The organism is Desulfitobacterium elongatum, assembly GCF_055378975.1.
The window spans coordinates 101393-124657 of the sequence record NZ_AP038772.1 but is presented as its reverse complement, the minus strand read 5'-3'; the positions used below and the strand labels follow the sequence as shown (position 1 = coordinate 124657).

Genomic DNA, 23265 nt, shown 5'->3' with positions numbered 1-23265 from the left:
CAAGCAATATCCATAATTATCATGGAGTACTACTTATTCTGTGCGGCGTTGATTCGAGCCAAAGCACGATGGAGAGCTAATTCCGCGCGTTTAATATCTATATCCTGAGTCCTCTGATTCAAACGCTTTTCTGCTCTTTCCTTCGCCGCTATGGCACGTTGGAGATCAATTACTTCCCCCGGTTCAGCTGTATCCGCTAAAATCGTGACTTTGTTATCGGCTACTTCTACGAATCCACCTGAGGTCGAGATTCTATGAATCGTCCCATTTACCGTATAGCGTATGACACCGATATTCATCGCTGTAATCAGCGGTGTATGGTTCGGCAAAATTCCGATTTCACCGGTTTCCCCGGGTAATACCACAAATTCTGCTTCTTCCTTAAGCACATTGCCTTCCGGGGAAACGACACGGAGTGTAAACGTCCCTGCCATGTTTATGCCCCCAATGCTTTGGCTTTTTCGATTGCTTCTTCGATGGTACCCACCATATGAAAGGCTGCTTCCGGTAAGTTATCGTGTTTCCCTTCCACGATTTCTTTAAAGCCTCGTACAGTCTCTTTAACCGGAACATACTTACCCGGTGAGCCTGTGAAGACTTCAGCAACGTGGAACGGCTGGGAAAGGAAGCGCTCAATTCTACGGGCACGGGCCACGACTTGTTTCTCATCTTCTGAGAGCTCGTCCATACCAAGAATTGCAATAATATCTTGAAGTTCCTTATACCGCTGGAGAATCTGCTGTACGCTCCGAGCGACCTCATAGTGCTCTTCTCCCAAAATTTGCGGAGAGAGAATCCGTGAAGAGGAGTCCAGCGGGTCAACTGCTGGGTAAATCCCTTTCTCGGAAATAGCACGGTTTAATACTGTGGTCGCATCCAAGTGAGCAAATGCTGTGGCAGGTGCCGGGTCCGTCAAGTCGTCAGCCGGTACATAAATCGCTTGAACGGAGGTAATAGAACCATTCCGTGTAGAGGTAATCCGCTCCTGTAAAGCTCCCATCTCAGTTGCTAAAGTTGGCTGATACCCTACTGCAGAAGGCATACGTCCAAGGAGTGCTGAAACTTCAGAACCCGCTTGTGTGAAGCGGAAAATGTTATCGATGAAGAGAAGGACGTCTTGATTTTGAACATCACGGAAATACTCCGCCATGGTTAGTCCCGATAGGCCCACGCGAAGACGTGCACCTGGGGGCTCATTCATCTGTCCGAAAACCATGGCCATCTTATCGATAACTCCAGACTCTTTCATCTCGTTCCAAAGGTCATTCCCTTCACGGGTGCGCTCTCCAACCCCTGCGAAAACAGAAAGTCCACCATGCTCCATGGCGATGTTATTGATGAGCTCTTGAATGAGTACAGTTTTACCTACTCCTGCACCACCAAAGAGACCGACCTTTCCACCCTTTGAGTAAGGCGCAAGTAGGTCGATGACCTTAATCCCTGTTTCCAACATATTGGTCGAGGGGTCTTGGTCTACGAAGGCAGGAGCGGGTCTATGAATCGGATAGCTCGTATCCGCATGAACCTCTGGTCCATTATCAATTGCTTTCCCTAGGACGTTAAAAATCCGCCCTAAAGTTACCGGTCCGACGGGAACCGTAATGGGTGCCCCTGTATCGAGGGCTTGCATTCCCCGTTGTAGCCCATCCGTTGAGGACATAGAAACACAACGAACCGTATTATTTCCCAAGTGTTGAGCGACCTCGAGCGTGAGATCAAGTTCTTTCTCGGGTACAGTGACTTGAATTGCACTATAAATCTCCGGCAGTGCGTCGGAAGCGAACTCAACGTCAACTACCGGTCCCAGGATTTGCACAATCTTGCCGATATTCACAGGCGAGAAACCTCCTTTTTGCCTATTTCCGGTAGCCTATTCGAGGGCAGCTACTCCCCCAACTATTTCGGAAATTTCCTTTGTAATCGCTGCTTGACGCGCACGATTCATCTGTAACGTTAGCCGATCAATCAATTCTTTGGCATTATCCGTTGCAGAACCCATCGCCGTCATCTTTGCTCCCATCTCACTCGCCTTACCCTCTAACAATGTTCGAAAAACTTGCGTTTCGACATACTTAGGGAGTAACGTCGTGAGAATCTCCTCAGGAGTGGGCTCAAAAATGTATTCTTTACCAGGTGTTCCCTTCGGTTGCTCAATTGGTAAAAGCTTGATTTTTGTCGGACGCTGGGAAATCGCGGTGACGAATTCAGTATAAACCAGGTAGACTTCATCAAGCTCCCCATTTTCATAGAGACTAATGACTTCACTCGCGATCTCTTTGGCCTGGGCGTATGATGGATTATCCCCTAGACCAACAAACTCTGCTATCGTCTCTACTTTTCCACGCCGAAAGAAATCTCGTCCTTTACGTCCTACCGCAACGAGTTTCACCTCTCGTGTTTCTTCAGAAATCATTCCATTGGTCATCCGGATTAGGTTCGCATTATACCCACCACATAAGCCTCTGTCAGATGTGATGATGACATAGCCCACTCGTTGCACAGGCCGGTTTTCCAACAATGGATGTGTAACATCCACATGGGCCTGAGCAAGGCGAGCCAAGACTTCTTGCAATTGACGGGCATAAGGCCGGGCAGCGATGACCTTTTCCTGAGCTTTACGCAATTTCGCCGCAGCGACCATCTTCATGGCTTTTGTAATCTGCTGCATATTACGTACGCTACGAATCCGGCGACGTATATCGCGTACTCCTGCCACCTCGTTCACCTACCCCCTAATATTTTCCGCTGGATAAAGCTCAACTAAAGCCAATTTACTTTACCCCAAAAAACCTTGCTTGAATTCGTTGATTGCCTTTTCAATCTCAGCGTTCAACTCATCCGAAAGCGCCTTTTCCGTGCGGATTCTAGTGAGGAGATCGGATTTAACGGAGCGCATGAAACGCAGATACTCTTCTTCAAACTGACCAAGCTTGTCCACTTCAATGTCGTCTACGAGCCCTTTAACCGCGGCATAAATGACTACGACTTCCTCTTCAACCACCATCGGTTGATACTGGAGTTGCTTCAGAATTTCCATCGTCCGCTCTCCACGAGATAGCCGCATTTGGGTGATTTTATCTAGATCTGACCCGAACTGAGCGAAGGCCGCGAGCTCACGATACTGTGCAAGGTCCAAACGTAATTGTCCAGCAACTTGTTTCATGGCCTTAATCTGAGCCGCTCCCCCAACACGGGATACGGATATACCGACGTTAATAGCTGGTCGGAAACCTGAGTTAAACAAGTCAGTCTCTAAGAAAATCTGACCGTCCGTGATAGAAATCACGTTCGTTGGAATATATGCGGATACGTCCCCTGCCTGTGTCTCAATAATCGGAAGTGCCGTCATCGAACCGCTTCCAAGATCGGGGGATAATTTCGCAGCCCGCTCTAAGAGACGGGAGTGTAGATAGAAAACGTCACCAGGGTATGCTTCACGGCCTGGTGGGCGCTTCAGGAGCAAGGATAATTCACGATAGGCAGCCGCTTGTTTGGAGAGATCATCATAAATGATCAAAACATGCTTGCCATTATACATGAATTCTTCACCCATTGCGCAGCCCGAATACGGGGCAATGTAAAGCATTGGAGCAGGCTCAGATGCTGTCGCCGTAACGACAATGCTGTAATCCATTGCGCCATGGTCTTGAAGAGTTTTTACAACTCCAGCCACAGTAGAGGCCTTTTGACCAATAGCTACATAGATACAAATGACATCCTGGCCCTTTTGGTTGATAATCGTGTCGATTGCAACCGCAGTCTTACCGGTTTGACGGTCGCCGATGATAAGTTCCCGTTGACCCCGGCCAATGGGTACAATCGCGTCAATTGACTTTAGGCCCGTTTGCAAGGGCTCATGAACAGATTTCCGATAGACAACCCCTGGGGCATTAGACTCAATCGGACGGAACTTTTCGGTTTTGATTTCCCCTTTTCCGTCGACAGGTTGACCGAGTGCATTTACGACACGTCCAATCATGGCTTCCCCTACAGGGACCTCCACAATCCGTCCTGTACGCTTGACTTGGTCTCCTTCCTTAATTGAGGTAAAAGGCCCTAAAATAATGCAACCAATGTTATCTTCTTCTAGGTTCATGGCCATCCCGTAAATTCCGTTTGGAAACTCCAGGAGTTCTCCTGCCATTGCCTGTTCTAATCCATGAACACGGGCAATTCCATCTCCAACGGTGATTACAGTACCCACGTCCACGACTTCAATTGCACTGTCATATCGTTCGATCTGCTGTTTAATGATTGAACTGATTTCTTCTGGACGTAAATTCATCCTGTCTTTTCACCCCTATTTTCTGAGGTCTTTTCCATACCTTCTTAAGCGTGGCTAAGGCTTTGGCGAATACGCTGAAGCTTGTAAGCCACAGTTCCATCCATCACTCGGTCTCCAATCTGAACGAGCACTCCACCGATAAGCTCCGGGCGGACTTCCTTAACTAACCGTACTTCTTTCCCGGTCATCCGAGCTAACTCTTTTTGCAGACGCTCTTCTTGACTTTCGTTCAAGGGTGTGGCGCTAGCCACCTTCGCTTCTACAACATTCCGAGCTTTGTCGGTAAGCAAACTAAACTCCCGAGTGATGTCCGGGAGATAATTCTGGCGTCTCCGGTCAATAAGTAAGTAGAGGAAATTTCGCACGGTCACACTTAATTGTCCGGCGAACAGTTTTTCCATGAGCGACTTTTTTTCTGTCAGAGAAATATGCGGATGGTAAAGGAAATGAGCGACCTCAGTATTCTGTTCGATTAACTTCGTAAGATCCTGAAGTTCAGCCTCAATCGTATTCAAATCGCTTTGAACCCCGATTTCAAATAAGGCTTGGGCATACCGATGGGCTAGCGCTCCCTTTAACATGGCAATTCCCCTACTTCTTGAATAAATTGCTCAATCATATCTTCCTGGCCTTTAACATCCAGATTTTTGCGAATGATTTTCTCGGCAACAGCTACAGATAAGCCAGCAACTTGAGCTTGTACCTGGGCAACCGCACGATCACGTTCGCGTTCGATATCCATAAGAGCAGATTTCTTAATTTTCTCTGCTTCCTCATGGGCACCAGAAAGAACTTCAGCAGCTCGTTCTTCGCTTAACTTTGTCGCTTTTGCAATCACCTCTTGGGCTTCTTGACGAGCTTTACGCATCTCTTCTTGATATTCACGCTTTATTTGTTCCGCCTGTTGACGTTCCTTCTCGGCTTGTGCAATATTCGACTCAATAAGGCTGCGGCGTTCTTCCATGATATTCATGAGTGGATTCCAAGCATACCTTCTGAGAATATAAACAAGCAGTAAGAAAGATAAGGCCTGGGCGATCATCGTAAAATTAATGTTAATGGGATTCACAGTTTACCCCCCTCTCAAGTCTTGTCCACCTGTGAATGATTTTTTTCAAGGGGGAACTTCCGTTCCCCCTTGTTCCTGACGGGCTGGAACTAAAGACTCAAGCCCAATTTGGACGGATTATTTCGTGAACATAAGAAGTAGGGCAACGACCCAAGACAAAAGCGGCAATGCTTCAACCAAGCCGACGCCAATAAACATTGTTGATTGTAAAGTACTCTTTGCCTCTGGCTGACGAGCGATTCCCTCAATTGTCTTTGAAATAACACTCCCATTACCAAGTGAAGCTCCGAAGGCTGCTAATCCAGCAGCAATTCCTGCACCAAGTGCAGCTGCAGCAGATACGTCCACAGAGTTTCCTCCTTTCGTTTTTTCCATAAATTTTTAAGAATTATTCCCTCAGTGTACCCATTAGGTCCACCGAAAATCAGCATTGAAATTTTGGTTGGTTTGGCTTTAGTGATCTTCTGCGATCGCCTGAGCCACGTAGGCAGTAGTCAACACCGTGAATACATAGGATTGGATTGCCCCGATGAAAATACTAAATGCAAGCCAAATAGTATCAGGCAAGATACCCGGAAGTACCCATATTCCTGGGAGCATAAGAATTACCTTAAGCAAAATCTCACCCGCATAGATGTTTCCGAAAAGACGGAAAGCAAGTGTCATCGGCTTTGATATCAGGTCAATTAGATGAATAACCACAAACACCGGAAATGGTTCTACATAGTGCTTAAAATAATGGATTCCTTTATGCTTAATCCCCATGGCTAAAACGATAATAATCGTCATTAGAGCCAAGGCTAAGGTTGTGTTAATGTCTGCCGTTGGGGACATGAAGGAAGGTCCCTCGAAGATCTTGTCGAGCTCAGCGAAATGGACATTATGGAGAAGGTTGAAGGTCAAGTTAGGTATAAGCCCAAACATATTTGATGCAAAAACAAATAAAATCAGAGTTAATAAGTAGCCCAGTAACGGTTTGGCCTTTTCGTAATCCTCTACATTATCCGCAACAATCTTCCGGACAAAGTCGATAACCCACTCCAGTATGTTCTGACCCTTACCCGGTTTGCCGCTCGTAAGATTTCGCACAGCGAGAAGTACGAGAACAATGATTATGGCCATTACCATCCAGGTCATTATAAGTGTCTTCGCATTAAAGCTCATTCCCCATAGATGCCACATTACGGTTTCTTCATGCATTTCGTTTAAATTCCCCCCTTTCTATCTTTTACAATTTGCTTGGCGCCAAAAAAAAGAGAAACCACCAGTCCTAGAGCAATCCCTATCGCTAATGTAAACAGCCAGTCCGCTTGAAAACGTCCGACTGCGGCGACAACAAGTGTTATCATTCCTAAACGCGCGAAAAAACTCCGACGCATGCGTTTTATCGCAGTAAAAACTTCATCATCCACGCTGCGCAGAGTATCTCGATGTAACCATTGAGTATACACAAATCCTAACCAATATCCCAGAAGAGCACCCAGCAGATTTGATTTTCCTGTAAATGCAACTCCTAGAAGAAGGAGAGAAGTACCTATAAGCAGGGGAATAGAATTACTTTTTGTCATCCGAAACGCCAAACTTTCTTAGAGTAACGATCAAATAACTACCTCCTAGAACCAAACCCAGTAGCATTAAAAGAATTTGCAACCATGGCTGTGTACCCCAACGGTGATCCAAGAAACGTCCGAGAAAATATCCTCCTCCGACCAGACCAGCCAGGGTTGTTGCAATGCTGGTTCCGAAAGCCATCGCTTTGACTAATGTCATACGGTTTTCGCTCATTTACAGCTTTCCTCTTCGTCACCGGTTTTTGTAAAATAATGTCAAATTGTCTAGCTTTTTACCAGATTGTAGCCTTATTCAGTATAATAACATTATTTTGGTCATTCTAGCAACAACCAGACGAAATAAAGCTATCAGGAAATACAATAATGCCTCGTAGCGAATTATTTTCCACGGTTTAATTGTCCAAAGAATTCTTCCGTGATTTTCGCAATTCGCTCTGAAGCCTTCCCATCTCCATAGGGGTTAATCGCATGTGCCATTTTATGATAGGCATCCTGATCAGAAAGGAGATGGCTCAGTTTCTCAACGACCTTCTCATAAGAGGTTCCGACCAAGGATACGGTACCTGCCTCTACTGCTTCAGGACGCTCGGTCGTGTCCCGAACGACCAAAACAGGAATTCCTAACGAAGGAGCTTCCTCTTGAATCCCCCCCGAATCTGTCATAATGATACTCGCCTTTGCCATCAGGTTTACGAAAGGTTCGTAGTCCATGGGCTCAATTAAATGAACACGGGAATTATGCCCCAAGACCTCATTGACAACCTGACGAACAGAAGGATTCTTATGTACAGGAAAAACAACATAGGTATCTGGAAATTCTTCTAAGACCGACGCTAACCCTCGATAGATTTGACGCATCGGTTCTCCCAAGTTTTCACGCCGATGAGTCGTCACAAGAATCATCCGACTTCCTTGTTCTTTCATCAAAATCTGATGAAGCTCAGGATCGGAAAAAGTATACTCTGCGCGAACGGTGGCGAGTAGTGCATCGATCACGGTATTTCCAGTTACAAAAATTTTATTTTCTACTACCCCTTCACGCAGAAGGTTATTCTTTGCCGTTTCCGTCGGTGCAAAATGCAAGTCCGTCAAGGCTCCGGCCAATTTCCGATTCATCTCTTCCGGGAAAGGTGAGTATTTATTTCCAGTACGTAAACCTGCTTCAACGTGTCCTACCGGGATGTGGGCATAAAAAGCAGCTAAAGCGGCTACAAAGGTCGTTGTCGTATCTCCATGAACAAGGACGAGATCAGGCTTTGCTTGCTGGAATACTTCCTTTAGTCCGTTTAAGGCTCGGGTCGTAATATCTGTCAAGGTCTGTCCCGCTTGCATCAAGTTTAAGTCATAATCAGGTTCAATCTGAAACAACGTCAAAACCTGATCTAACATTTCTCTATGCTGCGCTGTCACTGCAACTTGACACTCCAAGGTACTTTTCTTGAATGCTTGAACTACCGGAGCCATTTTGATTGCTTCAGGGCGAGTTCCAAACACCACCATGACCTTTTGTTGTTCTTTCACCTTAAAATACTCTCCTTTTGCCAAGAAGGGCTAGGGGAACCCTAGCCCTCTGTAACATCGTTCGGAATGAGATGAACAAGTTCCAAATTAGCTTCTGTTGCCATTTCCAAAGCGAGTTTATCCGGATAGGTATAAGCGTAAAATACCCGCTTAATCCCTGCATTGATAATTAGCTTAGTACACAGGACACAGGGCTGAACGGTAGTGTAGATATCTGCCCCACTGATGGCTACCCCGTGCTTTGCAGCTTGCACCAAAGCATTTTGCTCGGCGTGAACTGCTCTACAAATCTCAGTACGTTCACCTGAAGGTATGCCAAGTTGCTGTCTTAAGCAACCGGTCTGAACACAATGAGTAAGCCCGGAAGGACTTCCATTATAGCCTGTGCTCAAAATTTGCTTATCCTTAACGATGACCGCACCGACTTGACGCCGCAGACAGGTCGAGCGTCCTGCCACGACCTGCGCCATCTGCATGAAATACTCATCCCAGGTTGGTCGTTCCTTGTTCATCACTTTGTCCCGAATAACCGATCTCCAGCATCTCCCAAGCCAGGTATAATATATCCATGGTCATTCAAATGATCATCCACAGCTGCTACAAAAATGTCCACATCATTATGGATAGAGTGAACCGCTTCTATTCCTTCCGGCGCTGCAATTAAGCACATGAGCTTAATATTACGGGCTCCCCGCTCCTTCAAGAAGGTTATCGCGGCAGATGCCGAACCACCTGTAGCAAGCATCGGGTCTATCACGATTAAGTCACGCTCTTCTACATCGGTTGGGAGCTTGCAATAGTATTCAACCGGCTTGAGAGACTCTGGATCACGATAAAGCCCAATATGCCCGACCTTCGCAGTTGGAATCAGCCTTAACATTCCATCAATCATACCTAAGCCAGCACGTAAAATCGGAACTAGGCCAACTTTCCGGCCTGCTATCACCTTGGCCTTCATCGTCGCAACAGGAGTGTTCACTTCGACTTCCTGAAGCGGGAAATCCCGAGTGACTTCATATGCCATAAGCATCGCAACCTCTTCAACGAGTTCGCGAAAATCTTTTGAGCCTGTGTTTTCATCTCGGATAAGGGATAGCTTATGTTGAATCAGAGGATGATCAAGAACGTGTACTTGTGCCATGAATTAGTCAACTCCTAATCTAAATTTGGGTAGAGTGGAAACTCTTCACAGAGGCCAGCAACAATCGCTCTTGCTTTTGCTTCGCCGACTTCATTGCGCTCAGTTAGAGCCACATCAATAGCGTCCGCAATCCGATTCATCGCTTGTGTATCCATGCCGCGGCTGGTTACTGCCGGAGTTCCGATACGAATTCCGCTTGTCACGAAAGGACTGGCTGGATCAAAGGGAATTGTATTTTTGTTTACTGTAATACCTACCTCATCAAGAATATGCTCTGCTTCTTTTCCCGTCAATCCTTTTGTTCGGACATCCAAGAGCATGAGATGGTTATCTGTCCCGCCCGAGACTATGCGGAACCCTTTCTGAGCAAGCGCTTCAGCTAAGGCCTTAGCATTTTCGATAATATGCTTTTGATATTCCATAAAATCAGGTTTCAAGGCTTCACCGAAGGCCACCGCTTTCGCCGCAATCACATGCATGAGCGGCCCTCCCTGAATTCCAGGGAAAATAGCTTTATCAATTGCCTTAGCGAATTCTTCCTTACAGAGAATTAGTCCTCCACGGGGACCGCGAAGAGTTTTATGGGTTGTGGACGTGACAAAATGAGCATATGGAACTGGGTTCTGATGGAGACCCGCAGCGATTAACCCCGCAATATGTGCCATATCAACCATGAGATATGCACCAGCCTCATCGGCAATTTCACGCAATCTAATAAAATCGATTTGCCTAGGATAAGCACTCGCCCCGGCCACTATGAGTTTAGGTTTATGCTTAATCGCCAAACTCCGCACAGCATCATAATCGATTTGTTCAGTCTCCTGATCTACTCCATAAGCTACGAAATTATAGTACATCCCCGAAATATTGACCGGGCTACCATGCGTTAAGTGACCCCCATGAGATAAGTCCATTCCCAGGACTGTATCCCCCGGTTTGAGAATTGCAAAATACACAGCAGTATTCGCCTGTGCACCCGAATGGGGTTGAACATTAGCATGCTCAGCTCCAAAAAGCTTCTTCACCCGCTCGCGAGCTAAGTCCTCGACGATATCTACGTATTCACAACCGCCGTAATAACGCTTACCTGGATATCCTTCAGCGTACTTATTCGTTAAGACAGACCCTTGTGCGGCCATGACTGCTCGGCTAACGAAGTTTTCGGAGGCAATCAACTCAATCTTATTGCGTTGCCTCCCCTCCTCCTTAGCAATCGCTTCTGCTACCTCAGGATCTTGTGGGAGAACCCATTCCTTAATGTAATCCACGTTACCACTCCTACTCTTTCATTATCTTGGAAGCAAGGGGACGGTTCTCTTGCTTCGTTTATTACTTTTACTCCGGATAGCTTGCCCGTGAACCTCCGATTAGACGAGGACGTGTCCTTGCCATCGTCAAATGGGCTTGCCCTATTTCTTTTATGGGGAGTCGAATCGGCACAGCAACTGGACGCAAGTGCATCCCAATAAAAGTATCCCCAATATCAATTCCAGCATGCCCTCGAATCGTCTCTACCATAATGGGTTGTCCAAAGTTCTTCCACGCCAGAACAGACATCGCTCCACCTGCTTTTAATCCTGGCATAACCGTCACAGGTTCCAGGCCATACTTCTCCACACACTCTTCCTCTACGACTAAGGAGCGGTTAATGTGTTCGCACCCTTGAACAGCCAGGTAGACCCCCATCTGTCTAACACGCTCCAGTAAAGGGAGCAGAAGAATCTCCGCTACCTCTGTGTTGGTTCCCTTTCCGATATGCTGACCTAACACTTCACTTGTACTACAACCGAGAATTAAAATCTGCTTTGGCTTCAGATTGGCTTGAAGAAAAAATCCGTCTAAAACTTTTTCCCATACCTCTGCAATTTCACTTCGTCTTGTTTCCATAACTTCCTCCGCAACTCCAAATAAGCCCTAGATGTTCTCCCCTTTTTCAATGGAAGCAATGAGCTCAATTCGGCGTGCATGTCGTCCTCCGGCAAACGGTGTCTTGATAAAGATATCCACGATATCCAAGGCCAGCCCGACACCAGTTACTCTTCCACCAAGTGCTAGGATGTTCGCATTATTATGTTCACGTGCCATTCGAGCGGAATAAGTCTCCGTACAGACGACAGCGCGAATTCCTGGAACCTTATTCGCTGCAATAGAAATGCCCAGACCGGTCCCGCAAACAGTGATTCCCAAATCTGCTTTACCCGTCGTTACTGCATCTCCGACTAGGAAACCAAATCTTGGATAATCCACAGAGTCCTTCGAGTTCGTCCCTAAGTCAATTACTTCAATTCCTTGGCCTTCCAGATGAGTGCGAATCTCATTTTTGAGTTCGAAACCCCCGTGGTCAGCACCTAAAGCGATAATCAATGAAGCCACCTCCACTTATTTATTGCAATTTCTACATGAAATAGATAAAACCCTGCCTAATCATCGAAAAAAGAGTTTTCATATAACTTCAAAGACCGTATAGAAAATGCTTGGCTTACGCCAAGCTTACTCGCTCCACAAATTAGTTTATCTACTTTCACCAAGATTATCCAAATATTTCTTGATCTCGCGGATAAGAAATTCGATATCCTCAGCACTTTTCCGATAGACCTGAACAGAGCCGCCCCAGGGATCGATAATATCGTAATCCTCCACCTGTGTGCTCCAAACCCCCAGTCGCTTAATTTTTGAGTTAAACTCTGGGAACATCGCCAGAAGTCGCTTTTCTTGATCTGCTGTCATCGGAATAATCCAATCAGCTTCAGCCAGAATCTCCCGACTCACTCGGCGAGCCCGATGGGAAGTTAGATCAATTCCTTTCTCCCTTAACACCTCAAGTGCTTGTGAGCTAGCAGAATCACCCTCCCAGGCCGCAAGTCCCGCAGACTCGACTTGGATATTTGGGCTAACAATCTTCCGAGCTAACCCTTCTGCCATAGGACTTCGACACGTATTCCCCGTACAGACAAATAATAATCTCACAGTTCTACTCCTTATCAAAACAGCATCCTTAACCCAATAAGAACAAGGACCAAACCACCCATTGCTTCTGCCCGCTCACCCAGCCAGGTTCCAACAAATCGCCCAAGAACGAGGCCGCTTCCCATCATTATTCCTGCAACCGTTCCCATAATTAAAACAGTTAACCCAATCCGACTATCCACGGTACCCAAGGAGAACCCTACACTGAGCGCATCTAGGCTAACAGTGGCTGCTAGAGCATAGACCCCAATACCTTGTAAAGAGATCCCCGTTGGTAATTGTGAATGATTTATTGTCTTACGGGCTTTGGAAAGCGAAATATACTCTGGGCTAGGCCGCCAAACATGGAAAAGCATTCGTCCGCCTAACCATAACAGGACGAGCGCTCCAATCGCTCTGGCAAACTGCCCAATAACCATTCCTAAGGTTTGCCCTAAAAGGAGTCCTCCCAAAGGCATCAATACGTGGAAGACTGCAACAACGAAAGATAGCCTAAGTGTCATCCGTTTTCCGACGCCCACTAAGCCAATCGCAAGGGCGAGGGAAAAGGCATCCGCTCCCAGGGCGACCGACAAGGCTAAGATCCATGCAAGGTTCAATCCCCATTCCTCCTCCGAGGTTAGAATACAGTGTCTTTGTATTCTATGCTTCGGGAAGAGCTTGCATGACATACTATCTTGTCCTTTAGAAACGAAAAATGGGGTCGTGTAGCTTCTCGCACATCCGCTCACTTGGCGCTCCAGAGCTGGTTCACTCGCTTCCGGGGGAGCTCTGCCAAACCCTTCTGCTTACTGCATGTGAACCAGTGGCGCCGCTAACCCCCAAAAGCCTCGTTCACCTTCTCGCCCCTCCGCGCAAATCGTTCACTCCTGTGCAAGAAGCTACGCTATCGGGTCATGAATCCTTTATTAGGCAAAACTTTAAACTCTCACTATTCTCTGTCCTGAGGCCTTCTCCAGCCGATTCATGATCGCAAAGCCGAGGCCATTTTCATTGACCCCTTCAGCGAGAATAATATCCATACCGCGCTCATCACAGAGCCTTAAGCCTTCGTACAGACTCCCAGCGACCGTCTCTGGACTGTTCTCTGAACCAAGGACGAAAAGCAAATCTGGGAGCTTGCTATGCAAGTCATCTGCACTTTCTAATGTACAAAGGATTCCCACTTTTTTTAGACGTGAGTGCCCTTTAAGAATTTCATTCGTCATCCGACGTAAAATATTCTCCCGCTCTCCGATGAGAAGCATCAGTTCTCCCTTGGGTGCGTAGTGTCGATACTTCATCCCAGGCGCTTTTGGTGGCTGGTTCTCTGAGGGATGATCCACTGCAACTTCGCCGAGTACTTCTTGTAGCTGTTCCTTGGTGACTCCTCCTGGGCGGAGGATGGTTGGGGTTTTTCCCGTCAAGTCTAAGACTGTGGATTCAACTCCCACTGCACATACTCCGGCATCGAGAATAAGAGGGATTCGCCCACGCAGGTCCTTCCAGACATGAATCCCATTCGTTGGACTTGGCTTGCCAGAAAGATTCGCGCTAGGAGCCGCTATTGGAACCGCTGCCTCTTCAATCAAACGCAACGCGACCGGGTGTCTCGGCATTCGTACCGCTACTGTTCCTAATCCCCCACTGACCACATCAGGAACGAAGGCCGTCTTCTCGAGGACGAGTGTTAAAGGCCCTGGCCAAAATTTTTCAGCACAAAGTTCGGCTTCAGGACTCCACCGCTCCACTAAAGACTTTACCATGTCTAAATTGGCGACATGAACAATTAGCGGATTATCCTGTGGTCTGCCTTTGACTTGGAAAATTTCTTTGCAGGCTTGAGCATCCATCGCATTTGCACCGAGTCCATAGACGGTCTCCGTCGGCAAAGCGATGAGTTGTCCCTCTCGAATGAGCCTTGCCCCCTCCTGGATCAGCTCAGGCTCCGGATTTTCAGCATCAATGTATACACGTTTTGTCTCCATTTTTTCACCTCGCTAAAACAACTCGGTCTCTCCCTCCAAAATCTTGAAAGACCTGAGTATCAAACCCCTGCTGTCTAAAAAACTCTTCTACTGCCTTACCCTGTTGCCAACCAATCTCCAGCACAACTTTCCCACCGGGCTTTAGCAGAGATCGTGCCTCCTTGGCGAGGTCTCGATAAAAATCCAAGCCATCTTCTCCGGCTAAAAAAGCCATCTCTGGCTCCCGAAATATTTCCGGAGCCAGTTCAGCATATTCTTCTCTTCCAATATAAGGAGGATTACTGATAATGAAATTCCAAGTCTCTCCACGAATCGGGGCAAGAAAGTCCCCTTGACGCCACTCAATCTGAGCCCCAAGCCTTTTTGCATTGAGCTTGGCGACCTCGAGTGCATCAGAAGATAAATCCGTTCCGACAACCTTCGCTTCAGGCCAGTAATGGGCGATAGAAATGGCTAAGGCTCCGCTTCCAGTACATATATCTACGACTTGCGCTTTGATCCCTTCTTCGAGTGGTTGCCATTCTTCTTTCAACTCCAACAACCGTTCGATAAGAACCTCACTATCTGCCCTCGGAACAAGAACCCGTTGATCTACATAGAAATCAAGCCCCATAAATTCCTGATGTTTCAAGATATATTGAAGTGGTTCACGCTTCGATCTACGGGCTATCCCCTCACGATACTCCGTTTGCTGCTCTGAATTAAGAAGTTGCTCACGCTCCAGATAAAGTTGTTCCCGTCTTACATCGAGAACCTGTGCAAGCAGGAGATCAGCATCCCAACGGGGATTGTCTACTGCAGCAGCTTTTAATTCCTGCTCACCCCACTGCAAAGCATCTATGATTCGCATTAGTCCTCCGATTTAAGCCGTTCGGCTTGATCTGTGGTTATCAGGGCATTGATCACTTCGTCCAAATCACCTAGAAGAACCGATTCCAGACGATGTAGTGTTAGTCCGATTCGATGATCGGTTACCCGACCTTGGGGAAAATTATAGGTTCTAATCCGCTCACTTCGGTCTCCTGTCCCCACTTGACTCCGCCGCTCACTCGCCATTTCACCTGCTGCCTCATCTTGGGCTTTCTCAAGAAGCCGAGCACGTAGTACTCGAAGAGCCTTTTCCTTATTCTTCAATTGGGACTTTTCATCTTGACAGGATACTACGGTCCCCGTAGGAAGATGTGTGATCCGCACCGCCGATTGAGTGGTGTTTACCGATTGTCCTCCAGGTCCGCTCGAGCAGAAGATATCTATGCGAATATCATTCTGATTAATATTGACATCTACTTCTTCCGCCTCTGGAAGAACAGCTACTGTCGTTGTGGACGTATGAATCCGGCCACCCGATTCGGTCGCCGGGATTCGTTGTACCCGATGAACCCCACTCTCAAATTTCAGCTTGCTATAGGCTCCTTGTCCTTCAATAAGGAAGACAATTTCCTTAAAGCCCCCAATATCGGTATAGCTTGCACTCATAAGTTCTGTCCGCCATCCCTGACGTTCAGAATACTTCGTATACATCTTATAGAGATCTCCCGCAAAAAGAGCAGCTTCTTCTCCGCCTGCGCCGGCCCGAATTTCCATGATGACATTCTTCTCATCATTGGGATCCTTTGGCAAGAGGAGAATCTTCATGCGGTCCTCGAGCTCTTCACGATGTTCTATCAGCTCACTGCGTTCCAAGTCTGCCATTTCCTTCAATTCAGGTTCTAGCTTCTCTTGAAGGAGAGCCTCAGTATCTTCAAGGCTCTTCGATACCTCATTATACTCGCGAAAAGCCGCCACAATATCGGTCATACCCGCTTGCGCCTTGGCATATTTCTGCCACACTTCCTGGTTGCCGATCACTTCTGGGTCGCTTAATAGCTGGGTCAGCTCATCATAACGACGTTCAATTTCAATTAATTTATTTTGCATATTCTTAACACCTCAAATAATTTGGGTCAATTTAAATTGATTGGATAATCGGCAATTTCCAAAAGCATTTATTGGACCAAGGCTTAATCTCTTGCCGCTTCACTCGATTTCTCCATTGGGCAAACGCACAGCAAGCGCAGTTTTCTTTTGCCCCCGCAAATCTTTACCAAAGAAAAAAGCAGAGCGTGCGCTCTGCTTTTCCCCCAGCAACGACCGCAGGCCGTTGTTATTATTACATACCGTATTTCTTTTTGAAACGGTCCACACGTCCACCAGCATCTACAAAGCGTTGAACACCGGTATAGAAGGGATGGCACTTAGAACAAATCTCCACCTTAATATCTTTCTTAGTGCTGCCGGTCGGAATTACTTCACCGCAAGCGCAAGTGATAGTGGTTTGTTCATATTTCGGGTGTGTGTTTTCTTTCATGTCGTCACCTTCTTTCCCAACCGAATCGTCAACTCTTAACATTTTAGCACAGAGACTTCCTACAGGTCAAGAAAATTTCAAGATAAAAAATTCAAGATAAAATTCAAGCCACCTCGAAATAATTCTCTACGGAAGTTCGTGATGCCAAGTTAGACTTAATTGATCGATGCCATCTGTGGAAGATACTGATTCGGGTCCACCGTCTTTCCGTTAAGGCGGACTTCAAAATGTAAATGTGGGCCTGTGGTCTTTCCTGTATTCCCTGAAATCGCTATCGTTTCCCCAATATTTACAGATTCTCCGGCCTTAACAAGTAACTTCTGATTATGCCCGTATAACGTTTGGATCCCGTTTCCATGGTCTACCAACAAAGTTAGCCCGTACACTCCTATCCACCCGGCTTTAACGACCTTTCCAGTGCGAGCGGCTTTAATATCCGTTCCATTAGGAATGGCGATATCGATCCCATGATGATACTCTTTATACCCTCGCCAACCAAAATCTGAACTAATCCGTCCAGAAGCTGGCCAACGCCAAGAGACTGTCGTCCCACGAGATAAGGCAATATCTGTCACTGTATTTTCTCGAATTGTGAGTGTAACCCCCGGTTTTACTTTAACTGAAGGATTATCCTCCAGAATCTGCGCAGCCGTTGTTTGATATTTCTTAGCTAGGCCCTCGATACTTTGTCCTTGCTCTAACGTAACAACAGAAAAGTAGGCAACCGATTTTTCACCTTGCGAAAATGCAGGTATCGCACCTTCGTTAAACAAAAAAGCACACATGAGTAAAGCGGTACACCCCTGTACAAGCCGGGCGCGCCGCTTTCGCCCATGTTCTTGAATACTCATTTCTTGAAACCACCTCAGAGTTTTGATCAATCTAGAATACCTATTAGGTAAAGTCGAGCCACCTCTTTAAGGCATTCCTAGCTATTCTCTCCAAACTCCGGAAATAAAATACCTTAGACCCCTTTTATCGCATATTGGGGTTTCTTATCAAACCGGTGCTGTGCCTCGATAAAACGTACGGTTCCTGTCTTGCCTCGCATGACCACTGTATGAGTTGAGGCTCCCTGAGCACTGAAATGGACTCCACGAAGCAAAGGTCCCTCAGTAATCCCTGTTGCTGCGAAGAAAACGTCATCTGAGCAAACCAAATCATCCATCGTCAAGAGTTTATTTACATCTTTAATCCCTAGTACTTTGGCTCTTTCTATGTCTGCATCATTTTCCGGCCAGAGTCTTCCTTGCATTTCTCCGCCCAAACAGCGCAGAGCTGCCGCTGCTAGCACTCCTTCAGGAGCCCCACCAACCCCCATCATAATATCGATCCCGGTTCCCTCAATGGCACAAGCCACTGCTGGAGAGACATCTCCATCTGAAATAAGACGAATACGCGCCCCTAGCTCCCGAATCTCTTGAATCATCTTATGATGACGTGGGCGATCCAAAATCACGACAGTCAGATCATCCATGCTTTTTCCCAAGGCTTGAGCCACATTGGCTAAATTCTCCTGGACAGGCGCATCCAAATGAATCTTGCCCTTCGCTTTAGGACCAACAGCAATCTTATCCATGTACATATCAGGAGCGTGCAGGAGCCCACCCTTTTTGCTTATTGCCACGACGGCTATCGCCCCGGCTAAACCTTTGGCGGCACTATTTGTTCCTTCAAGTGGATCGACAGCCACATCGAGCTCTGGACTTTCTCCATTTCCTACCTGTTCTCCAATATAGAGCATTGGGGCTTCGTCCATTTCCCCTTCACCGATGACTACCGTGCCACTCATATGAATCGTATCAAAAACGGATCGCATCGCCTGCACTGCTGCATCATCAGCAGCTTCTTTATTTCCACGTCCTACCCAACGCGCTGAGGCCAAGGCTGCTGCCTCTGTGACTCGAGCAAATTCCATGGTTAATTCACGTTCCATTATTATATCCCCCTATAGCAATTTAACTTTATCAAACGTAACATTTTCGCAAAAACCATCCATATGTTCATCACAATTAACGTTATCAAACTTATTGTGCCATACCTTTTAGTGCGATGCAAGGTAAATATGTAGAACACATTACATAAACAAAAGCTCTTACAGACGAAGAGTCCTCCGTCCGTTAGAGCTTTCATGATTTCATTTTAAATCGCTAACTTGCCCGATGACTACCAGCCGTAAGACTCCCATCTTCTATAAGTGGGAGATAACGGCTGCTACGTCCCTGGATAAGTTCTTCTAAGCTTCAGCTGGAGTAAGTATTCCTCTTAGGCAAACTCCATCTGAAGCTAAGAATCACTTGATCCAAGCTTCTTCCAATCCGCCAGAAACCTTTCAATTCCTGCCTCGGTCAGAGGATGTTTGAAAAGTTGGCGAAGAACATTAAAGGGAACCGTTGCATAGTCCGCACCAAGCTTCGCTGCTTCTGTGACATGAACCGGGTGGCGAACACTCGCCGCAATAACCTTCGTGTCGAGTCCATGCACTCCGAAAATATCACAAATCTCATCAACGAGAAGGAGTCCATTTTCTCCGATATCATCTAAGCGCCCCAAAAATGGGCTTACATAAGTTGCTCCTGCACGAGCTGCTAGCAAAGCTTGCACCGCTGAGAAGATAAGCGTCACGTTGGTTTTGATCCCCTCTGCGCTCAACGTCTTAACCGCTTTCAGGCCTTCCTCCGTCATGGGAATCTTCACGACTATATTTGGGTGCATCGCTGCAAGTTCGCGAGCTTCCTTGAGCATACCCTCTTTATCAAGAGCGATAACTTCTGCACTGATTGGACCATCGACGACCTGAACCAATTCCTTTAAAAGCTGATGGAAGTCCTTTCCTTCTTTTGCAACCAAGCTTGGATTTGTAGTGACTCCCGCTATTACCCCCATACTCCACGCCTGAATGATTTCGTTCATGTTTGCCGAGTCTAGAAAAAATTGCATCTTCTATTCCTCCTTATGCTTTCCCATTGCTCCCAAAGATACGGATTTTTTCCCTAATAATCCCTATGGAAGCTTCTCGAGCAGGTCCAAGCATTTTGCGAGGATCAATTTCTTGTGGAGCATTTGCTAACGCTAAGCGAGCTGCGGCGACGAAGGCTTCACGAATATTCGTATCGATATTCACCTTGCAAACTCCGAGAGAGATCGCCTCACGGATCGCCTCCTCTGGTACTCCAGATGAGCCATGGAGGACAATCGGCGCTTCGATTCTTTTCCTGATTTCTTTAAGACGATCGAAGTCTAACTTTGGTACCCCTTTATACTGTCCATGAGCGGTTCCAATCGCGATGGCCAATGCATCCACGTGCGTCTCTTGGACAAATTGTTCTGCTTCAGCAGGATCAGTGAAAAGTGCTTCCCGCTCAGTTACTGTGATATCATCTTCTGTTCCACCGATTTTACCTAATTCCGCCTCTACAGAGACCCCGAGCGGACGTACAGCTTCGATTACTTTATTGGTCAAAGCAATATTCTCATCAAGGTGAAGCTTTGAGCCATCAATCATGACGGAGGTGAAACTATTTCTTACACATTGCATCACTTGAGCAAAGCTTGTTCCATGATCAAGATGAAGTGCGACCGGAACACTGGCTTTTTCCGCCGCTAACCTTGTCATTGCTGCAATATACTCTATACCAGCGTACTTTATTGCACCCTGACTTGCCTGAACAATTACAGGAGATTTCTCAGCCTCTGCTGCGGCCACGATAGCCTGAACAATTTCCATGTTATTGCAGTTAAAAGCTCCAACTGCGTATTTACCTTTTTGGGCATTGAGCAAAAGTTCAGCGACAGAAACCAAACTCATTTTCTTATTCCTCCTCATTTGCCGTAGCGAGATGCCCTCGCTGCGTACGATTTATCAACCATGTCTTATTTTCGTCCAAATTAACGGATGTCATGCCTTCAAATATTCGAATATTTTCAGCATTTTCACCGTAAATTATTCCGACTGCTTCACAATCTTCGCAGTAGAGCTCAATTCGATCGGGTAAAAGCTCAAAGGATAAGTTGTGATTCCCGCATTTACAGCCTAAAGCACCATCTTTTGCCAGACGATGCAAGTGATCCAATAGCCGTAACATGACCTCTGGATTTTCAAACTCTTCTTCATAGCCCAACTCAGCTGCAAGTTCAGCAATCGATTTCTCTCGCTCCTGGCAAGCTTGTGATACTTTTTGTTTAGGTCCGATAAATCCAGCGGAAGCCTCAACTTCTGGGCAAACCAAAGGCATCGCCGTTTTACCCCAGAGTGCTCCTCGTTTTAGACGCAGATAGTGAACTTGCCCACAAAAAGCGCAATGGAAAGATAAGTTAAAGTGTTTACGATCGCGGCTGGCTGCTGATAATAAAGGTTCACCACACCGGCAATATAAATTTTCTCGCCCCTTACCTGAAAATGCAAAAAGAGAAAGGGCTTGAAATTCTAATTCTCCACATTTTGGGCACTGGATCGCAACCGATGTATGGGTTGTCAGGATCAATTTTCCCACCTCTTTCTACCTGAACTATACTTCGTCAAATCTGAGGATTTTCCTGCCATACTTATTTTAAAAAGTTAAGAGGCTCCCATCCTACGGAAGCCTCTCAACGTTTAAGCCTAAACTTAATAGATAATATAAACTATATATCAGATTGTTTTAAATAACAGAAATCCAATAGCTTTTACCCTTCCAAAGCTTGTAGGGAAGGATCTTGACGTTACGTAATGTCATCTTCTGAATACAAAGCACCGGAACGGTCAAGACGTCCCCTATTCAAAGAATTATCCCTTGCAAGTTTGCTAGCACATTGAACGTCCTTTAACTTCGGACTTAGCCAGAATTTCACGAACCCGATCACGAAGCTCAAAAAGGTCAAATGGTTTACTCATGTAGTGCGTGACCCCCAGCTCATGAGCCTGCTCCATATTCTGGGCATCCCCATATGCAGTCATCATGATGACTCCAACTTCTTTATCGAACGTCCGGATCTGACGCAACGTATCAAGTCCGTTCATTTCCGGCATTTTCATATCCATCAAAATTATATTAGGTTGAAAGTCCTTTAAAATCTGGAGTGCCTCATTTCCATTTCCCGCCATCTCCACATGATGCCCCTCTTCTCGGAATGTCTCAAAAAGGAGTCGTCGTACTCCTAGCTGGTCGTCAACTACCAGTACATTCGCCATGCCATTCATCACCCTTTCAATCAAAGACATTATTTCACATATTCTGGATATAATGTGAAAATCCTTCTTCTACGACTCGCTTCGCGATTAATCTTTTTCCTTGCCAATATTGTCTGACAAGTCGTGGATTAGCGAGCGTACGCCGAAGTGGAAGAGTAACTTCATCTCCAACCTGACAGGGAGCCGTGCCGACATCAAGTACGGTCAGCTGCATGCCGATTTTGCCGGCAACAAGAATCGTACGTCCTTTAAAAGATACAGTTTCCTGTCCAAGATACACTCCGACTAAGGCCAGGAAATTTTTGATCACAATTTTAATGAAATCCCAAAAGCCCTGAGGAACAAAATGCGGCTGCACGCCGAAGCCATCAGCATACCCGACAGGAATCACGGCCAATTGGGTTTCCGATTTTGTTCGATAGATACTTTGATACCCAACAAAAGTCCCTTTAGGTACTTGACGAACATGCACAATTCGAGCTTTGGCCACCCATGGATCCTGAAGCTTCAACTTCCCAGCGAAACCAGGCGCTGGGAAATGCCCAATGAGGAGTGTCCCAATTCGAACAAAATCGTGATGCCATTCTGAGTAATCTAAAAAAGCAGCACTATTGCATATATGTTTCCACAGTCCACTGATTCCTAGGGAATCAAGCTTCTCAAACCCACGCAGAAAACAAGCATACTGTTCCTTAGTATAGGCTGCATCACGCTGAGCAGCCCTAGCAAGATGGGTAAACACTCCCACTGGAGTAATGTGGGAGGCCTCCCTCAAACTTTGGGCTAAATCCTCTAAATCTTTCTCAAAAAAACCCGTTCTGCCCATTCCCGTTTCCAATTTAAGGTGAATTCGCGCTTCGCTCTGTAAACGAGCCGCAGCCTCCTCACACTCTCTTAGCATACCAAAGTCAGATATAGTGAGCTGTAAGTCCGCTTGAATGGCCTCTTCCATCTGAGAAGCTGACGCAGGTCCTAAGACAAGAATCAGAGCATGGACTCCATGCTTGCGCAAAATCAGGCCTTCCTCCACCGTCGTAACCGCAAAGGCATCACACCCCTGCTCTACAAGCGTCAGAGCGACCTGAACAGCACCTAACCCATACCCATCTGCCTTGACGACAGCAAGCACCCTAGCGCCCGCGCTGAGATGTTTAACTACTTCTTGATAATTATTTGCCACCGCATCTAAGTCAATATCAATCCAAGCTCCGCTCATAAACTCCTCAC

The 23265-nt window shown here is 46.5% G+C and carries 29 protein-coding genes; all 29 read right to left on the bottom strand.

Going from position 1 to position 23265, the window contains the following annotated elements; translation table 11 throughout:
* Nucleotides 1-29: 29 nt before the first annotated feature.
* Nucleotides 30-434 carry a F0F1 ATP synthase subunit epsilon gene (locus tag ACZ42W_RS00640; RefSeq protein ID WP_464167668.1) on the bottom strand — a complete coding sequence of 135 codons (405 nt, stop codon included), beginning with the start codon at nucleotides 432-434 and terminating at the stop codon, nucleotides 30-32.
* 2 nt (nucleotides 435-436) lie between these two features.
* Complete coding sequence (atpD, locus tag ACZ42W_RS00635; RefSeq protein WP_464167666.1) at nucleotides 437-1834, bottom strand: F0F1 ATP synthase subunit beta; 1398 nt, start codon at nucleotides 1832-1834, stop codon at nucleotides 437-439.
* Nucleotides 1835-1870: 36 nt separating this feature from the next.
* Complete coding sequence (gene atpG, locus ACZ42W_RS00630) at nucleotides 1871-2716, bottom strand: ATP synthase F1 subunit gamma (protein ID WP_464167664.1); 846 nt, start codon at nucleotides 2714-2716, stop codon at nucleotides 1871-1873.
* Nucleotides 2717-2776: 60 nt separating this feature from the next.
* On the bottom strand, nucleotides 2777-4285 hold the full coding sequence (atpA, locus tag ACZ42W_RS00625) for a F0F1 ATP synthase subunit alpha (protein WP_464167662.1): 1509 nt from the start codon (nucleotides 4283-4285) through the stop codon (nucleotides 2777-2779).
* Nucleotides 4286-4329: 44 nt separating this feature from the next.
* Entirely contained in the window at nucleotides 4330-4866 is a 537-nt protein-coding gene (locus ACZ42W_RS00620; RefSeq protein ID WP_464167660.1) for a F0F1 ATP synthase subunit delta, read from the bottom strand.
* Nucleotides 4860-5327, bottom strand: a complete 468-nt coding sequence (gene atpF, locus ACZ42W_RS00615; RefSeq protein ID WP_464170830.1) for a F0F1 ATP synthase subunit B — start codon at nucleotides 5325-5327, stop codon at nucleotides 4860-4862. The genes ACZ42W_RS00620 and atpF overlap by 7 nt, the downstream gene beginning before the upstream one ends.
* A 144-nt stretch (nucleotides 5328-5471) precedes the next feature.
* Nucleotides 5472-5702, bottom strand: coding sequence for a F0F1 ATP synthase subunit C (atpE, locus tag ACZ42W_RS00610; RefSeq protein WP_464167658.1), 231 nt, complete (start codon nucleotides 5700-5702; stop codon nucleotides 5472-5474).
* Between the two features lie 105 nt (nucleotides 5703-5807).
* Complete coding sequence (atpB, locus tag ACZ42W_RS00605) at nucleotides 5808-6554, bottom strand: F0F1 ATP synthase subunit A (RefSeq protein WP_464167656.1); 747 nt, start codon at nucleotides 6552-6554, stop codon at nucleotides 5808-5810.
* Nucleotides 6555-6559: 5 nt separating this feature from the next.
* The gene (locus ACZ42W_RS00600; protein WP_464167654.1) at nucleotides 6560-6922 is read right to left on the bottom strand and encodes a hypothetical protein; all 363 of its coding nucleotides are present in this window, start codon (nucleotides 6920-6922) and stop codon (nucleotides 6560-6562) included.
* A complete protein-coding gene (locus tag ACZ42W_RS00595) occupies nucleotides 6909-7139 on the bottom strand; it encodes an AtpZ/AtpI family protein (RefSeq protein ID WP_464167652.1) in 231 nt (76 codons plus the stop codon). The genes ACZ42W_RS00600 and ACZ42W_RS00595 overlap by 14 nt, the downstream gene beginning before the upstream one ends.
* Before the next feature lie 164 nt (nucleotides 7140-7303).
* Nucleotides 7304-8425 (bottom strand): non-hydrolyzing UDP-N-acetylglucosamine 2-epimerase, encoded by a 1122-nt coding sequence (wecB, locus tag ACZ42W_RS00590; protein ID WP_464170828.1) that lies wholly within the window; start codon nucleotides 8423-8425, stop codon nucleotides 7304-7306.
* A 62-nt stretch (nucleotides 8426-8487) separates the two neighbouring features.
* Entirely contained in the window at nucleotides 8488-8961 is a 474-nt protein-coding gene (locus ACZ42W_RS00585; protein ID WP_464167650.1) for a deoxycytidylate deaminase, read from the bottom strand.
* Nucleotides 8958-9587, bottom strand: coding sequence for a uracil phosphoribosyltransferase (gene upp / locus ACZ42W_RS00580; protein WP_464167648.1), 630 nt, complete (start codon nucleotides 9585-9587; stop codon nucleotides 8958-8960). Before upp ends, ACZ42W_RS00585 begins: the two co-directional genes overlap by 4 nt.
* A gap of 14 nt (nucleotides 9588-9601) precedes the next feature.
* On the bottom strand, nucleotides 9602-10855 hold the full coding sequence (locus ACZ42W_RS00575; RefSeq protein WP_464167646.1) for a serine hydroxymethyltransferase: 1254 nt from the start codon (nucleotides 10853-10855) through the stop codon (nucleotides 9602-9604).
* 67 nt (nucleotides 10856-10922) lie between these two features.
* On the bottom strand, nucleotides 10923-11474 hold the full coding sequence (locus ACZ42W_RS00570) for a TIGR01440 family protein (protein WP_464167644.1): 552 nt from the start codon (nucleotides 11472-11474) through the stop codon (nucleotides 10923-10925).
* A gap of 27 nt (nucleotides 11475-11501) precedes the next feature.
* The gene (gene rpiB, locus ACZ42W_RS00565; RefSeq protein ID WP_464167642.1) at nucleotides 11502-11951 is read right to left on the bottom strand and encodes a ribose 5-phosphate isomerase B; all 450 of its coding nucleotides are present in this window, start codon (nucleotides 11949-11951) and stop codon (nucleotides 11502-11504) included.
* Nucleotides 11952-12098: 147 nt separating this feature from the next.
* Nucleotides 12099-12554: a low molecular weight protein arginine phosphatase gene (locus tag ACZ42W_RS00560; protein ID WP_464167640.1), complete on the bottom strand. Its 456-nt coding sequence runs from the start codon at nucleotides 12552-12554 to the stop codon at nucleotides 12099-12101.
* A gap of 14 nt (nucleotides 12555-12568) precedes the next feature.
* Nucleotides 12569-13153: a manganese efflux pump MntP gene (locus ACZ42W_RS00555; protein WP_464167639.1), complete on the bottom strand. Its 585-nt coding sequence runs from the start codon at nucleotides 13151-13153 to the stop codon at nucleotides 12569-12571.
* Nucleotides 13154-13474: 321 nt separating this feature from the next.
* The gene (locus ACZ42W_RS00550) at nucleotides 13475-14521 is read right to left on the bottom strand and encodes an L-threonylcarbamoyladenylate synthase (RefSeq protein ID WP_464167638.1); all 1047 of its coding nucleotides are present in this window, start codon (nucleotides 14519-14521) and stop codon (nucleotides 13475-13477) included.
* A gap of 4 nt (nucleotides 14522-14525) precedes the next feature.
* Nucleotides 14526-15371, bottom strand: a complete 846-nt coding sequence (gene prmC / locus ACZ42W_RS00545; RefSeq protein ID WP_464167636.1) for a peptide chain release factor N(5)-glutamine methyltransferase — start codon at nucleotides 15369-15371, stop codon at nucleotides 14526-14528.
* Nucleotides 15371-16438: a peptide chain release factor 1 gene (prfA, locus tag ACZ42W_RS00540; RefSeq protein ID WP_464167634.1), complete on the bottom strand. Its 1068-nt coding sequence runs from the start codon at nucleotides 16436-16438 to the stop codon at nucleotides 15371-15373. The genes prmC and prfA overlap by 1 nt, the downstream gene beginning before the upstream one ends.
* A 232-nt stretch (nucleotides 16439-16670) precedes the next feature.
* Nucleotides 16671-16868 (bottom strand): 50S ribosomal protein L31, encoded by a 198-nt coding sequence (rpmE, locus tag ACZ42W_RS00535; protein ID WP_464167632.1) that lies wholly within the window; start codon nucleotides 16866-16868, stop codon nucleotides 16671-16673.
* A gap of 155 nt (nucleotides 16869-17023) precedes the next feature.
* Complete coding sequence (locus ACZ42W_RS00530) at nucleotides 17024-17719, bottom strand: M23 family metallopeptidase (protein WP_464167630.1); 696 nt, start codon at nucleotides 17717-17719, stop codon at nucleotides 17024-17026.
* A gap of 113 nt (nucleotides 17720-17832) precedes the next feature.
* Nucleotides 17833-18804, bottom strand: a complete 972-nt coding sequence (gene glpX, locus ACZ42W_RS00525) for a class II fructose-bisphosphatase (RefSeq protein ID WP_464167628.1) — start codon at nucleotides 18802-18804, stop codon at nucleotides 17833-17835.
* Nucleotides 18805-19154: 350 nt separating this feature from the next.
* Entirely contained in the window at nucleotides 19155-19808 is a 654-nt protein-coding gene (gene fsa, locus ACZ42W_RS00520) for a fructose-6-phosphate aldolase (RefSeq protein WP_464167626.1), read from the bottom strand.
* A 13-nt stretch (nucleotides 19809-19821) separates the two neighbouring features.
* On the bottom strand, nucleotides 19822-20676 hold the full coding sequence (locus tag ACZ42W_RS00515) for a class II fructose-1,6-bisphosphate aldolase (protein WP_464167624.1): 855 nt from the start codon (nucleotides 20674-20676) through the stop codon (nucleotides 19822-19824).
* Between the two features lie 4 nt (nucleotides 20677-20680).
* Nucleotides 20681-21352 carry a hypothetical protein gene (locus ACZ42W_RS00510; RefSeq protein ID WP_464167622.1) on the bottom strand — a complete coding sequence of 224 codons (672 nt, stop codon included), beginning with the start codon at nucleotides 21350-21352 and terminating at the stop codon, nucleotides 20681-20683.
* Between the two features lie 299 nt (nucleotides 21353-21651).
* Nucleotides 21652-22038, bottom strand: a complete 387-nt coding sequence (locus tag ACZ42W_RS00505) for a response regulator (RefSeq protein WP_464167620.1) — start codon at nucleotides 22036-22038, stop codon at nucleotides 21652-21654.
* Nucleotides 22039-22072: 34 nt separating this feature from the next.
* The gene (gene alr / locus ACZ42W_RS00500) at nucleotides 22073-23254 is read right to left on the bottom strand and encodes an alanine racemase (RefSeq protein WP_464167619.1); all 1182 of its coding nucleotides are present in this window, start codon (nucleotides 23252-23254) and stop codon (nucleotides 22073-22075) included.
* Nucleotides 23255-23265 lie beyond the last annotated feature (11 nt).

Bases quoted from the DNA above. Each gene is read 5' to 3' on its own strand.
- upp (WP_464167648.1), bottom strand. From the start codon at position 9,587: ATGGCACAAGTACACGTTCTTGATCATCCTCTGATTCAACATAAGCTA.
- atpB (WP_464167656.1), bottom strand. From the start codon at position 6,554: ATGCATGAAGAAACCGTAATGTGGCATCTATGGGGAATGAGCTTTAAT.
- ACZ42W_RS00515 (WP_464167624.1), bottom strand. From the start codon at position 20,676: ATGAGTTTGGTTTCTGTCGCTGAACTTTTGCTCAATGCCCAAAAAGGT.
- ACZ42W_RS00640 (WP_464167668.1), bottom strand. From the start codon at position 434: ATGGCAGGGACGTTTACACTCCGTGTCGTTTCCCCGGAAGGCAATGTG.
- wecB (WP_464170828.1), bottom strand. From the start codon at position 8,425: ATGGTGGTGTTTGGAACTCGCCCTGAAGCAATCAAAATGGCTCCGGTA.
- ACZ42W_RS00570 (WP_464167644.1), bottom strand. From the start codon at position 11,474: ATGGAAACAAGACGAAGTGAAATTGCAGAGGTATGGGAAAAAGTTTTA.
- prfA (WP_464167634.1), bottom strand. From the start codon at position 16,438: ATGCAAAATAAATTAATTGAAATTGAACGTCGTTATGATGAGCTGACC.
- alr (WP_464167619.1), bottom strand. From the start codon at position 23,254: ATGAGCGGAGCTTGGATTGATATTGACTTAGATGCGGTGGCAAATAAT.
- ACZ42W_RS00530 (WP_464167630.1), bottom strand. From the start codon at position 17,719: ATGAGTATTCAAGAACATGGGCGAAAGCGGCGCGCCCGGCTTGTACAG.
- ACZ42W_RS00505 (WP_464167620.1), bottom strand. From the start codon at position 22,038: ATGGCGAATGTACTGGTAGTTGACGACCAGCTAGGAGTACGACGACTC.
- prmC (WP_464167636.1), bottom strand. From the start codon at position 15,371: ATGCGAATCATAGATGCTTTGCAGTGGGGTGAGCAGGAATTAAAAGCT.
- atpF (WP_464170830.1), bottom strand. From the start codon at position 5,327: ATGATCGCCCAGGCCTTATCTTTCTTACTGCTTGTTTATATTCTCAGA.
- ACZ42W_RS00620 (WP_464167660.1), bottom strand. From the start codon at position 4,866: ATGTTAAAGGGAGCGCTAGCCCATCGGTATGCCCAAGCCTTATTTGAA.
- atpA (WP_464167662.1), bottom strand. From the start codon at position 4,285: ATGAATTTACGTCCAGAAGAAATCAGTTCAATCATTAAACAGCAGATC.
- ACZ42W_RS00600 (WP_464167654.1), bottom strand. From the start codon at position 6,922: ATGACAAAAAGTAATTCTATTCCCCTGCTTATAGGTACTTCTCTCCTT.
- ACZ42W_RS00550 (WP_464167638.1), bottom strand. From the start codon at position 14,521: ATGGAGACAAAACGTGTATACATTGATGCTGAAAATCCGGAGCCTGAG.
- rpmE (WP_464167632.1), bottom strand. From the start codon at position 16,868: ATGAAAGAAAACACACACCCGAAATATGAACAAACCACTATCACTTGC.
- glpX (WP_464167628.1), bottom strand. From the start codon at position 18,804: ATGGAACGTGAATTAACCATGGAATTTGCTCGAGTCACAGAGGCAGCA.
- fsa (WP_464167626.1), bottom strand. From the start codon at position 19,808: ATGCAATTTTTTCTAGACTCGGCAAACATGAACGAAATCATTCAGGCG.
- ACZ42W_RS00595 (WP_464167652.1), bottom strand. From the start codon at position 7,139: ATGAGCGAAAACCGTATGACATTAGTCAAAGCGATGGCTTTCGGAACC.